Source organism: Sphingobacterium sp. InxBP1, from assembly GCF_026191775.1.
Taxonomy (GTDB): domain Bacteria; phylum Bacteroidota; class Bacteroidia; order Sphingobacteriales; family Sphingobacteriaceae; genus Sphingobacterium; species Sphingobacterium thalpophilum.
The window spans coordinates 483,800-495,337 of the sequence record NZ_JAINDX010000048.1; the positions used below are offsets into that span (position 1 = coordinate 483,800).

General features: G+C 43.8%; 14 protein-coding genes. 5 read left to right on the forward strand and 9 right to left on the reverse strand.

Going from position 1 to position 11,538, the window contains the following annotated elements:
* Window positions 1-24: 24 nt before the first annotated feature.
* Window positions 25-669 (reverse strand): DUF6266 family protein, encoded by a 645-nt coding sequence (locus K7A41_RS19845; RefSeq protein WP_265715111.1) that lies wholly within the window; start codon window positions 667-669, stop codon window positions 25-27.
* 132 nt (window positions 670-801) lie between these two features.
* Between K7A41_RS19845 and K7A41_RS19850 the strand changes: the two genes are divergently transcribed.
* Together K7A41_RS19850 and K7A41_RS19855 are read left to right on the forward strand one after the other, a co-directional pair.
* A complete protein-coding gene (locus K7A41_RS19850) occupies window positions 802-1,077 on the forward strand; it encodes a hypothetical protein (protein ID WP_265715112.1) in 276 nt (91 codons plus the stop codon).
* A gap of 17 nt (window positions 1,078-1,094) precedes the next feature.
* On the forward strand, window positions 1,095-1,553 hold the full coding sequence (locus K7A41_RS19855) for a GNAT family N-acetyltransferase (RefSeq protein WP_265715113.1): 459 nt from the start codon (window positions 1,095-1,097) through the stop codon (window positions 1,551-1,553).
* Between the two features lie 75 nt (window positions 1,554-1,628).
* On the opposite strand, the gene K7A41_RS19860 is transcribed toward K7A41_RS19855, so the two are convergent.
* The 4 genes from K7A41_RS19860 to K7A41_RS19875 are packed head-to-tail and all read right to left on the reverse strand — an operon-like array spanning window position 1,629 to window position 4,660.
* Window positions 1,629-1,940 (reverse strand): MerR family transcriptional regulator, encoded by a 312-nt coding sequence (locus K7A41_RS19860; protein ID WP_265715114.1) that lies wholly within the window; start codon window positions 1,938-1,940, stop codon window positions 1,629-1,631.
* Window positions 1,941-1,974: 34 nt separating this feature from the next.
* A complete protein-coding gene (locus tag K7A41_RS19865) occupies window positions 1,975-2,688 on the reverse strand; it encodes a LytR/AlgR family response regulator transcription factor (RefSeq protein WP_265715115.1) in 714 nt (237 codons plus the stop codon).
* Window positions 2,689-2,692: 4 nt separating this feature from the next.
* Window positions 2,693-3,700: a hypothetical protein gene (locus K7A41_RS19870; protein ID WP_265715116.1), complete on the reverse strand. Its 1,008-nt coding sequence runs from the start codon at window positions 3,698-3,700 to the stop codon at window positions 2,693-2,695.
* Between the two features lie 45 nt (window positions 3,701-3,745).
* Window positions 3,746-4,660 (reverse strand): hypothetical protein, encoded by a 915-nt coding sequence (locus K7A41_RS19875; protein ID WP_265715117.1) that lies wholly within the window; start codon window positions 4,658-4,660, stop codon window positions 3,746-3,748.
* A 535-nt stretch (window positions 4,661-5,195) separates the two neighbouring features.
* Between K7A41_RS19875 and K7A41_RS19880 the strand changes: the two genes are divergently transcribed.
* A complete protein-coding gene (locus tag K7A41_RS19880; RefSeq protein ID WP_265715118.1) occupies window positions 5,196-5,744 on the forward strand; it encodes a hypothetical protein in 549 nt (182 codons plus the stop codon).
* A gap of 244 nt (window positions 5,745-5,988) precedes the next feature.
* On the opposite strand, the gene K7A41_RS19885 is transcribed toward K7A41_RS19880, so the two are convergent.
* Both K7A41_RS19885 and K7A41_RS19890 read right to left on the reverse strand, forming a co-directional pair.
* A complete protein-coding gene (locus tag K7A41_RS19885) occupies window positions 5,989-6,507 on the reverse strand; it encodes a hypothetical protein (RefSeq protein WP_265715119.1) in 519 nt (172 codons plus the stop codon).
* Between the two features lie 128 nt (window positions 6,508-6,635).
* Window positions 6,636-7,271 (reverse strand): hypothetical protein, encoded by a 636-nt coding sequence (locus K7A41_RS19890; RefSeq protein WP_265715120.1) that lies wholly within the window; start codon window positions 7,269-7,271, stop codon window positions 6,636-6,638.
* Window positions 7,272-7,804: 533 nt separating this feature from the next.
* Here K7A41_RS19890 and K7A41_RS19895 point away from each other — a divergent pair.
* Window positions 7,805-8,332, forward strand: a complete 528-nt coding sequence (locus K7A41_RS19895; RefSeq protein ID WP_265715121.1) for a DoxX family protein — start codon at window positions 7,805-7,807, stop codon at window positions 8,330-8,332.
* Between the two features lie 4 nt (window positions 8,333-8,336).
* The gene (locus K7A41_RS19900; RefSeq protein WP_265715123.1) at window positions 8,337-8,678 is read left to right on the forward strand and encodes a hypothetical protein; all 342 of its coding nucleotides are present in this window, start codon (window positions 8,337-8,339) and stop codon (window positions 8,676-8,678) included.
* Window positions 8,679-8,708: 30 nt separating this feature from the next.
* Here the strand turns inward: K7A41_RS19900 and K7A41_RS19905 are convergent, their stop codons facing one another.
* On the reverse strand, window positions 8,709-10,181 hold the full coding sequence (locus tag K7A41_RS19905; protein WP_265715125.1) for a TlpA family protein disulfide reductase: 1,473 nt from the start codon (window positions 10,179-10,181) through the stop codon (window positions 8,709-8,711).
* Window positions 10,182-11,537 carry a RagB/SusD family nutrient uptake outer membrane protein gene (locus tag K7A41_RS19910; RefSeq protein WP_265715127.1) on the reverse strand — a complete coding sequence of 452 codons (1,356 nt, stop codon included), beginning with the start codon at window positions 11,535-11,537 and terminating at the stop codon, window positions 10,182-10,184.
* Between the last annotated feature and the right edge of the window lies 1 nt (window position 11,538).

Genomic DNA, 11,538 nt, shown 5'->3' on the forward strand with positions numbered 1-11,538 from the left:
AACGGCCCAGCCCAGGTTTTAAAATTAGATCAGCTGTACCTCGCCCAGATACACACTTTTGGATACCCTCGTTTTGGTCCGGTTGGACAAAAACATCCAGGTGTGCACCGAGCCTGTCGCCAGGTGTTCAGGTACCGTAAAGGTCACCTCACCATTGGCGCGCGTCCCCGGTGCCGGTGCGGAGATAAACTCGTCCCGTTCGGGATGGTAGGCCAGTACATAGACCATATCATCCGCAAATGTTTCGAACGTATCGCTGGCACCCGTGCTCCAGCTAAACGTCAGGTCACCCGCATCGTAGGCTACGCCCACCGTTCCGCCGCCATAGAGCGAACCATCCGCGATCACCACTTTTGAATAATCCAGACTGTAGTCCGGATAACTGCCCGTGATGGCACGGTCCAGATTAAATTGAAATGCCGCATTGATTGGTGTCAATTTATTCGTATTTTTAAGTCCGAAACCAATCTTCAGAAAGACATTGATCGGCAGCAGAAAACGCATCAGCGTCCTAAATTTTTCCTGCTGCATCAGTTGTGCTTCCGTCGCGGGCTTGGTCCGTTTTTTATACAGCCCTTTGATGTAATTGATACTCTTCCAACTACTTCCGATAATTGAGCCGGCTTTACCCTTAAAGCCTCCATTAGCTCCATTTACAATAGTTCCCATATGTATGTGATCATCACGGTTTGTACCGGTACCTGTGATTGACATAACAAACATAAAACACTTTAAATCAACAACAAATAGCAACAAACAAGTAGACCGATTACTGACCGGGAAGCCTCGGATTTCTGACCGATGGACGACCGAATGCCTGCTATTTTTCACCTCAATGCGGCCAAAATCCGGCGTGAAAATAGCCTCAAATTCAGGATAGATTATTGGGTTATACAGGCGACCAAATGGGAAGCAGCTTCGGCTTTTGATCGGGATTTCATCGGGGTCGCATCGGGTTTTGATGCAATTTTCCCGATGAAATCCCGATGCCCATCCGATGAAAACTGCATCACGGGGCGAAGTTGGTCCGAAGTATGTCCGAAGAAAGTCCATACGAAATATTTATACTATTTTTGAAAGCTAATTCATCAGCAATGAAAATACGACGTTACCAGCCATCCGATCTGCAGCAGATCAGCCAGTTATTTTACGACACCGTACATACCGTCAACGCCCGGGACTATAGCCCTGAGCAGCTCGACGCATGGGCCAGCGGCCAGCTGGATCTAGCTGCCTGGAACAGCTCATTTCTGGCGCACCATACGCTTGTTGCCATTATCGATGAACAAATTGCAGGATTCGGTGATATGACCGATGTGGGCTATCTGGACCGCTTATTTGTCCACAAAGATTACCAGGGCCAGGGGATCGCCACGGCATTGTGTGACGCGCTGGAGCATGCCGTTGACACGCCCCGTTTTACCACACATGCCTCGATCACGGCTAAGCCCTTTTTTGAAAGTCGCGGTTATCGTGTCGTCAAGGAGCAGCAGGTCATCAGACGTGGGGTCAGGCTGACCAACTACGTGATGGAAAAAAATCAGGGCCAATAAAAAACGTCTCCCCTGGCAGGAAGACGTCCGAAGAAAGTAAAAGCATACCGGTAAAAATCAGAGGACCCGGCCGGATTATCCGCGGTAACGCTGCCACAGCCGCTCCACATCGCTGTCTCGGTAGTAGCGCTTGTTGCGTTCCCGTCTGGCCACACAGATATAGCCGTCCCGCTGCAGGCGATAGAGCGTCTCCGTGGAGATACCCACATACGATTTAACATATTCGGCATCGCGGAGCACCACCTGCTCCTGCTCCATCTCCTCGCGCAGGTCGAGGTAAGCGGCCAGCTTGCGCCGTGTTGCCATGAGTTCCAGCAAGATCCAGCGATAAGCATGAGCTTGCTGGGGGCTTATGGAAAAGCCCCTGAGGTACTGATTTTTACGCATACTTGATTATTTAGGGTTTATAAAAGATCGTACTTTAACCAAAAGCGTGCAATCGCCGCACTCCTTCTCCACTGACAAAGATCCTCAGATCCGAACGGTCCGGTAAGACCAGTTGACCGGCAACGATCTTGGATGCAAAATCGACATTCACGATAAAGCCACGATGTACCCGCACAAATCTACTTTTGGGCAGCATGCCCTCCGCTTCGGCCATGGTAAGCCGATAATGGAAATCATCCTCTGCCTGCCGGAGATGAAAAACAACATAGTTCTTTTCCGAAGACAATGCGACAATATCACTGAACTTGATCAAGCGGTCCATATGTTTGAAGCGAAACCATTTGCCACTAGGTTCGAGGTGGATATCCAGTTTTATATGGATATTGTTCTGCTCCAGGGCACGTTTAAAAGCCACGTACAGGTCAGGGAAACTGACCGGTTTGATCAGATAATCGGCTACGGCAAGCTTAATCCCTTCGTAGGCATATTGTTCGGTTTTCGTGTACAAGATCACCGGCGGACGCTTGTCAGACGGCAAGGTCTGATAAAGATCCAGCCCCGACATCTGTGGCATTTCCACATCGAGCAGTAGCACATCCGGAGGATTCTCGATAATGGCATTAAATCCCTCTATCGCTTTCCCGAAGCTTCGCACCTCCCCAACTTGTTTGATCTCCCGAAATGCTTTTTCGGCCATCCTCACATCATATGGATCATCATCTATAATAACAACGTCGTACTTTGCCATACTATCAGTAAATAAAAGTCAGTTTAACCAAAAAGTATTGTCTATTTTCTATCACGTATTCCAGTTCGATCCGCTGATTTTTCATCGTTTCAAATAGCCGGTTGACCAGCTCCAGTCCTTTCCCTGTACCTTTCTCTATATCCACCGCTGCTATCCTGTTACGAACAAGGAGCTGTATACCGTGGTTCAATTTTGTCCATCTCAACAGGATAAATTCGCTAGGATCTGCAGGGCTATATGCCACGGCGTTTTCTATCCAAGTCATGATAGACAGCGTCGGCAGCGAGCGGTTGAGGAGCTGCCTGTCCAGCAGCTCCTCCCCTTGGACCACAAATTTCCGCTGATGGCAATAAGAGATCAGTGATTTTAGGTAGGACCATTCTTCGCGGAGCGGCACCAATACCTGAGGATGCGTGATCTTATCGCTGATATACTGAAAAAAGCGAAGGCTACTGGCCTGGATGGCCTTCGGCTTTCCATCCAGCATATGGTATAGTCGCCGCAGAAAATGTCCGGACAATAGCTGTACATCAGACAGATTCCTGAGCTGGACCTGTGTGTTTTTAAATTGAATCCTAATCACATACCATTCCCATACCAGATAATCTGCAGCAAGGATCAGGGCAAAGAACAGCAGTCCGCCAATGATCTTAGCCATCAGGACAGGCCGATGCTCAGGTCTCCAAGGAGCCGAAAAACCATCGATAAACTGCGTGACAAGTTCATAGTAATAGTACTTCACGGCCGTATACGCTGATAGCACAGCAATAAACATCAGCAGCCAGGCAAGCCAGGCATAGCTGTTACGCCCCACCGCATAGCTATAGCCAACGTATAGCAGGCAAAAATAAGCCACGTGAGGCAGCACATATACCCCGTAGGTCAATGGCGTGAAGCGATCGATTTTGGCCACGTTAATTAAAGTCAGGCCAATGAGCATAATGGCCAATGTAATACCCATCCGCAGCAACAAGCTACGTTGAATAGCGCCTAAAGAGAGTTTTGATTTCATATGTTTAAGTTTTTTAACCAAACATAATAATTAACTTTAAGGAAATCAATCCTCTATTTTAAAGAACTGTCTATTATATACATCAAACAAATATTTGTTTTGCTGATATACCCAGGGTATAAGCCAGCTTCCCGCAGCGGTCATCCCTTTCTTTTCGCTGGCGGTGGGGCTCGTGTGCTGATGTATAAATGCCCAGTTTTCCCAGTAAATCCATCCCTGTTTCATCATCCGCTGGAAGGCCAGTTGCAACGCAGACAGTGCCTGTATCAGCTGATCTGCCGAATCGTCACCCACCGCATCCATGATGGGTATCAAGGGGTGTATCCCCCATTGAAGTGCACTATGGTCGCGCTTCATAAAAGAGCAAAACATAGGGATTTGAAATCTTGCCGCCAGTTTGACGATATTGGTCCGCCAACACAAGTAGTGATTCCCGAAAGGCACTGCCAATGTATATTTACCGGGCGTTGCAGCAGGCTGCTGCAGACCTTCATTAGCATCCAGCATGACGATGACAACACGGCGGTTGCGCACTCCGGAGACGATCTTTTTGAGCGAGCTGGGGCTATTGGCGTCGATGCACTCCAATAGCTCGGTCGCAGAACCAGCCTCCTCAAGCTCTGCTCTGTAATAGGCCATCTCTCTCTGCAGGATATGAGCTGACGCCAATAAAGACACCCGATACCCTAAGCGCACCAGTAATTTGGGCAACAGTCTATACGGCCCATAGTGGAATGTAATCAGTATTGTTCCCGTAGGATCCACTCCAAGATCCGGAATTTCCAGGTCGTATAGACGCCGGAGCGGAAAACGCTGATACAATTGCTGAAACGCATCCCTATTTTTTCGCCAAGCCGCATAGTCATTCCATATTTGACTAGATGCTTTATCCGGAAAGAACTGCTGTACATTGGCCAGCCATAGCAAGCGGTGTAAGTCGTTTGTTTGTTGTAATTCCATAAATCAACAAGTTGTTTAAATCAAAATGGTTACTCGATTAGGCCAGAGAAGATCGCGTCTTCCCTAGCCTCATCTGTAGATGAATGTTTAAAATGACTCAGGCCAACATTTATCATCGCCCAAGTCGATCAATGGCGGATCTTCTGAAAAAAAGTCCAGGATTGAAATTCCTTCCAAGATGACAGCATCCATTGTTTGCATTTCGGTTTCCATCGTAATTCTCGGTTTATGACCTGTAACCATCCGAGTCAGGTCTGTCTCGCTGCCTCCTTCGAGGCTCTGATAACTCATCGTGCCGGCCAGCGAGACAAAGATGAAATTTGCTTTTTAAATAAAAGATTCGTGGGAAATAAGGCCATATTTTGGGACAAACGCCCCTTCTTTGGAAGAGAAAGCCGTGTCGTCCCCTATTCATCCCTTATTTTAGGACATTCGTCCCTCAAATCGACCTTTATTTCCCTAAAATTGACATCGTCATCCACCTTTAGTAAATTGTCGGCTTATTTTAGACCATCAAATAGCCAAATACTTAATTATGAAGAAAAGTAAAGAAGATCTTTTGGACCTATTTTTTAAAGACATCCATGCAAGCTGGCAGAAAGATATACCCGAATTGGCCAGCATCTTTGATGAGGAGCGCTTTGAGCGTGGCGAGCAGCTGATCAATGACCGTGGTGAACTCTATCTGATAGTCAACGGCATCTTTGGCAAATACGAAAAGACCTGTCCCGTCCGCTACGCCATTGCGGGTGAGCCGTTGATGATCCCCATTCAAAAGCACAGCTATCATTTTGTGGCGATCACAGAGGGGAATACCTTGCGCAGCTCCCTCTCGCAGTTTATGGAGATCAATGCCCACAATCCCAGAGTCTTTTTCTTATACGCCAAGATGATGGCCAGACAGCAGCAGTACCTGGACTATAGGCACAAACTCCTTTCCCTCCACAATCAGGACAAGTATGATTTTTTATTGGACAAGTATCCCGATTTGCGGCAGCACATCCTGCACAAGGAGCTTGCCCAGTTCATGGGAATCAGCGAAGAGCTGCTCCGCCGTATCATCCGTGAGCGGGAATCTTTATAGTGACAGGACTCTCTACGTTATTATACAACCATACATCTCCAATGATCTCCTTATTGAAGTATAAGTAGGCGTAACAAACCTTATCGTCATCTTCGATAACTACTGAGTATTCAGGCTCAGTACTGCAAAAAAATTGTTTAAAATAACTCATTGATATAAAAGAGATATAGCCTTCGGAGCTTCGCAAAGCTCTACACTAACATTTGTGTACGGTTTAAGGCAAGAGACTGATAAAACCATTTCACTATTTTCTATCTAACTTTAGATTAAAGAATTCATCAAATTGGACACAGTCCATTCTAAAATTGCCATCAATGATTACTTTGGCTCCGCTCATTACACCACCTCCAAACATACCACTTGATTCTCTTTCAGCTTTTCTTAATGCTGGGAGATCCCAATTTTCAATCATCTTGTATAGTCTTTTGATAAAAAAATTTTGGCCATATTCGAGGTTGTTCAGATGGACTTTGAATTCCACAGTCCCTTTCTTTGTCCATATCGCGCCATAATATTCACCAGTTTCTATATAATAAGATTCAAGGCAATAAACTGTATCATTACTATAATCGATGAAGTCAATCGTGTCGGCCAGTTTTTTTCTACTTTCGAATGATAGTTTTGGAGAAACGCCACACTTTTTTTTACCTTTTTGAGCCTTGTAAATTTGCTTTGAAAATGTGGTGAAATTTTTACTCGAGCTACATCCCATAAAGAAAAGACTTATAAAAATTAATACTGAGTTCTTTATTCTGATTAACATATAAACCGTATTTGATTTCTTCTGCTTATTGGTCTTATCATTTGGGTCGGTTAAGTCATTGGAATTAAAGGAGCTGCACCCTCTTGTTGCGTTATCTAAATAATTAAAACCCAGTTTGTCTTTCTAATTTATATCTCTTTTCTGAGCAAAGTTTCAATATGATCAACAACATCCTCACCCAGCCACATGTAGTCTGAATTTTTTAATGGCCATTTCATATCAGAGAATCCGCTGTTTTTCATCCGGCTAAACCAAGTCCTATAAATTTCGTAAACTTTATCCAGATCATGTCTCTTAAAGTTACAGTTTTCCCCCGTTTTTTTGTTAATAAGAACCGGGGATATTGGCACGTTATCATCAAACAACATACTGGTCAGCGAATATAATGCCTCTACCTCGATTGGAAATTCGACTTTTTCCTCTACTAATCTAAGGCGATTACTACTTCTCCCGAAGTTAGATGCAAATTTTTGATTACTTACATTTTGATTTTTGTAAAAGCATAAGTACTCATTTATTACTTCTATCCTATCTTGTTTATTTAAGCCTGTTTGTCTTAGCGACCTTCTGCTATCGGACACAAAAGATGTGGACTGATATTTATCGGATAATACCGTAATATAGAGACCGTCACCACTGTCTGACGAAGAAAGAGAAAGAAACTTCATTTTCTTACAGTGACCATGGTTCATGGAGCATCCTGTCTGAAACAAACACAGAAAACCGCCGATCATCAGGGGCAAATAGGACTTACTTTTCTCCATCTTGATTTTTGAAAGTCACTTGGCTAGCTTAAAGATAGTTATTATTGCCGCTCGCCACAAGGTTACATTTATCCCGTCACACTTTCGTATTTGCCAGGTCATTTCGGTATGGCTTGCACACTGCCCAGCTGTGCCGCAGATGCCATCATCACTCGCATCTGCAGGGGGGCTAGCGGATCATTCGCGAAATCAAAAAGTTGGAAGCCCAATTTTTTGGGTTCCAAATCCCAATAATTTGGGCTTGTAAACCCAAAACATAGTGCTCAAAATCCCAAAATATACCGGTCGGTGTTACTGAATTTTGTAATAGCAGGTCGGATGCAGCACATCGAAGACAAGCATCCAATCGAAGAAAGTAAAAGTACAGGTAAAAGCTGTGCGCTCCGGACTGCCCAATAAAAAACAGAATTATGAAACATCACAGAAGAAAATTTGCCCTGTTCCCGCGATGTCGGTAAGCAGCAGGACTACCCAGGAAATCCGTCGGCCATGGCAGGCGGCTCCGCAGCAAAGAAAAAAATTACAACAGCAATATGTACAAGCTTATGGAAAAGCGCATCAATATATCGGTATATCAACAGGATCACCCTGCGAGCTCCACAAAACGCGGTAGTTCAATCCGCCGGGCTGCACGCTGGATGTATATTCGCTTACCTGATCTGATCATCTTTGGCTATGCCTTTATGTACATGTACACTGGGTGGGCCAAATTCAATAATATGGACACCTTTATTAAAGGCAATAGCAAGATCCCCCATCTAGGCCAGTATGCGAAAGTGATCGGCTATGGCATCCCCTCCCTGGAGATTGTGCTGGCTGTCCTGCTCATTATCCCTGTATATTGGATCAAGCGCTCGGCACTCTGGGCATCGACATTATTAATGGGTGTATTTACCCTTTACCTCAGTCTGATGGTCAAGTTCGTAGAAAAAAAGCTTTGTCATTGTGGCGGTGTAATCGAATCGATGGGCTGGAAAACGCATATCGTCTTTAATTTCATCTGGCTGATAGCGGGACTCTATGCCCTGTTAAAAACAAAATTAATAACCATTAAAAATTAAACCCATGGAAACTAAATTAAAAAAATATGGGCAAATGCTACTGGGTGTAGCAATTTTGGGAACTGCAGTATTGACGCAGTCGTTTACAGAAAAGGCGGCCAATGGTAAAAAATTGGCAGGTATTCACCGTTATTACAATACAACTGGTTCTCCATCAACAAATCCCAATGATTTTGTATATCAGGGAGATGATGTGGAGCTTTGTAATTCGGACAATTCAAAAGAATGTTCCAGAGAATGGGATCTTGGCACAGCTAATCCAACCATAGGACAGGCGCCTCCAATGGGCGCGAGTATCGTACCAAATTCAGCTGTTGCAGGTGAATATCAAGCCCCCTCAAATTAACTATAAAGGCCGGTTCAGACCGGCCTTTATTTATTGTCCCAATGCCCTGTTGATAGTGCTAATTAGCCCATCGGCTTTTGAAGCACCTATTCCTAACAAAGAACTATCTGAAGTTTCGATAAGTCCAGTTCTTCCCATAATTATCGGAAAGGGATATCCCACTATTCGAAGATCTTTGATTAGGGGATGAGCTTCTCCCATCCCGTTAGTATATAATTTTAGACTCCCTTCCGAATTATATTGTCCTGACTCGACCGATTTCCTCCATACCTCCATTTTCTTATCAATGCTTATACTTACAAACACTATGTCAGGATTATTAAAAAAATGCTCTTCAGCTTTGGAAACAATAAACTGATAATATTTCGCACAATTACTGCATCCCGTATAATAAAAATCAAAGAATACCACTTTACCCTGTAATTCATTTTTGCGCCAGCGCTTCCCGCTGAGATCAGTTAACTCAAATTCAGGGAAAGGCATACCAGGAGCAATTGCTTTCATTTCTTCTAGCTTGGCTAATCGTCTGGGGGATTTTGATATAGAACTTATCCAGTTGAGTACTTTTAACCTATCATCTGTATTCATAAAGTAGAAGGATCCAGCCAGGTATGCATAGGCCATTTTTTCGAGATTTTCATTCTGAAAATCATGTTGAAGCTGTTTCACTCGATAATCTACTAAATTATCTATTGGAAAGCATTTTGCCTCCAATGCTCGATAATAAAGATAAAAAGTAATATAATCGGTTGAAAGCGCCTTTTTCTCATGGATCGCAGACAAGTAATGCGATCTAAAAATATCAAGCAACTCTTTAACCTGCATTCTATGCTTAGGGTCATTTTTTTTGAAAGAGACAAATAGTGGCTTAATGAAGCGGCTGTAGTACAATTTGTAAAACATGTTCATAAGTATCCACTGTTTTGCAGCAGTCTCCACCGCGCTCCCGTGTACCAGCCTACCTACCTCTATATTGCAGTCCACTACGCGTTCATAATCGAAAGAACGGGCAAGATCAGTTTTAAAATAAGACAATTTCTGTGCATACCGTGAATAATCCACCCTGTTCCAGATTAACCCATCCAGTTTATACTGCAAATCAAATAGAGCGGATTCCCGACCGCAGAAAGTGACTCGATCAAAATTATTTTTAGATCGGTTGTTTTTGATAGCGATACTGTCCGTGCGATTTACATACCAATTCGTTATAAATCTATATTTGGACTCCTTTATGTAGAAATTTAAAGACATTATGAAGTGATCAGGTACGTTATCGACCGTAATTTTACCACCGCCATTCACCAGCGGCGCGACATAGCCATTGGTCAGCTCCAATTCCTCCACCAGCATATCGGGTTCTTCATCTAAGCGCTGAATCGTAGCTACAGCATGATCATATTCATCAAAACCTTGTAGATCAATTGTAAAACTTGTCTTCGTTTGCGCCGAAAGCACAAAAAACATGTTTGACAGTATCAGTAAAGCTATATATATTGTTTTCATTTATCTTGGATTCTGGGGCATTGGATTTAATAATAACTCCTGTAAGGGAATCGGTAACACATACTTTGGGTCATTCGGTGCCAAAACGATTTCTTTCCCGTTTAATCTTCGCGTCATCCAGACATGGCGAGCTGTTGTTTTATTCAGTCGCTTGACATCGGGTAGTCGCAGACATCTAAACAGCAATGATTTGCGCCTTTCTTCAAGTACAACTGTAAGTGCCGTTTCAGAGTCTCTAAAATTTATTGAACTGTACTGACCGCTCTTCCAGCGGCTCGACATAAATTTATTATAGAGCATCTCAGCTTCATTCAATTTCCCTCCGCGAACAAGACATTCTATTGTGTTTAGATACACTTCATCTGTTGCAAGACCAACAAAACAGTTGGCAACACCAAAGTAGCCACCTTTGAAACGTGGGAGGCCAGCATTCGTTCGGAAAAACAATTCTTTCCGAAGATCATTTGGTACATATGAACGATAAAGGTTACTATCGATCACATGATTACTTTGTGACAGCGCTGACGGATTGGCAATATATAGTGAAAAGATCACTTCATCATTGAATCGGTCAAACGGAAAAACTGCTGTTGCATCTAAGGTGTTATAGTCCAACAATACGTCATTATTGCTTAAGCAGAACTTCGCATATCGTAGTGCAGTCGCATAGTCGGACATAGCCAGATAAATCCTTGATAATAACGCCCAGACGGCCATGCGTGACGGTCTCAATTTATTTTCAGGCGTGACTGGAAGGAGGTTTTCCGCTGTCTCAAGATCGCTAAGTACAGATCGATAACTTTCTTTTAACGAACTACGTACCATCTTGTCGTTAACGTTGGATGATGTGCGAAGTGGAATCCCCAGCGGATCGTCCTCACTATAGGACCGACAAAATTCTGACAACAGCGCATAGTGATAAAAAGCTCTGTAAAATAGTGCGCTTCCTCTGACATTATCCCATCCGTTCGGATTACTACTCCTATCCACCTTGTCAATGCCTTCGAGAACGGCATTGATCTCTAATAATTTGCTGTATGTATCGTCCCAGCTCGCGCTGCCTGCGCCATCATAGAAATCGGTACCGCCATGTGCCCAAGAATAGACATTACGTACTACAGAGGAGCTCAAACCATTGAACGTTTCGTCGGGAAGATAAAGATTGTCGGCCATTACTTCCAGATTTCCAAACGCATTGGAGACATTGAATTTAGAAACATTGTCCAACCATGCCTGATAGTCTTTTACATTCCCCGGCACGACAAGTGACTGGTCAGGTTTAACTTCAAGCCATGAACTTGAACAGCCGAAGAAACCAGTCGTCAAGACTATTACTATGTTAAAAAGAAATTTCATA

What these genes read in the sequence shown, in the direction of transcription:
- K7A41_RS19845 (WP_265715111.1), bottom strand. Translation starts at nt 669, where the DNA reads ATGGGAACTATTGTAAATGGAGCTAATGGAGGCTTTAAGGGTAAAGCC.
- K7A41_RS19850 (WP_265715112.1), top strand. Translation starts at nt 802, where the DNA reads ATGGACGACCGAATGCCTGCTATTTTTCACCTCAATGCGGCCAAAATC.
- K7A41_RS19855 (WP_265715113.1), top strand. Translation starts at nt 1,095, where the DNA reads ATGAAAATACGACGTTACCAGCCATCCGATCTGCAGCAGATCAGCCAG.
- K7A41_RS19860 (WP_265715114.1), bottom strand. Translation starts at nt 1,940, where the DNA reads ATGCGTAAAAATCAGTACCTCAGGGGCTTTTCCATAAGCCCCCAGCAA.
- K7A41_RS19865 (WP_265715115.1), bottom strand. Translation starts at nt 2,688, where the DNA reads ATGGCAAAGTACGACGTTGTTATTATAGATGATGATCCATATGATGTG.
- K7A41_RS19870 (WP_265715116.1), bottom strand. Translation starts at nt 3,700, where the DNA reads ATGAAATCAAAACTCTCTTTAGGCGCTATTCAACGTAGCTTGTTGCTG.
- K7A41_RS19875 (WP_265715117.1), bottom strand. Translation starts at nt 4,660, where the DNA reads ATGGAATTACAACAAACAAACGACTTACACCGCTTGCTATGGCTGGCC.
- K7A41_RS19880 (WP_265715118.1), top strand. Translation starts at nt 5,196, where the DNA reads ATGAAGAAAAGTAAAGAAGATCTTTTGGACCTATTTTTTAAAGACATC.
- K7A41_RS19885 (WP_265715119.1), bottom strand. Translation starts at nt 6,507, where the DNA reads ATGTTAATCAGAATAAAGAACTCAGTATTAATTTTTATAAGTCTTTTC.
- K7A41_RS19890 (WP_265715120.1), bottom strand. Translation starts at nt 7,271, where the DNA reads ATGGAGAAAAGTAAGTCCTATTTGCCCCTGATGATCGGCGGTTTTCTG.
- K7A41_RS19895 (WP_265715121.1), top strand. Translation starts at nt 7,805, where the DNA reads ATGTACAAGCTTATGGAAAAGCGCATCAATATATCGGTATATCAACAG.
- K7A41_RS19900 (WP_265715123.1), top strand. Translation starts at nt 8,337, where the DNA reads ATGGAAACTAAATTAAAAAAATATGGGCAAATGCTACTGGGTGTAGCA.
- K7A41_RS19905 (WP_265715125.1), bottom strand. Translation starts at nt 10,181, where the DNA reads ATGAAAACAATATATATAGCTTTACTGATACTGTCAAACATGTTTTTT.
- K7A41_RS19910 (WP_265715127.1), bottom strand. Translation starts at nt 11,537, where the DNA reads ATGAAATTTCTTTTTAACATAGTAATAGTCTTGACGACTGGTTTCTTC.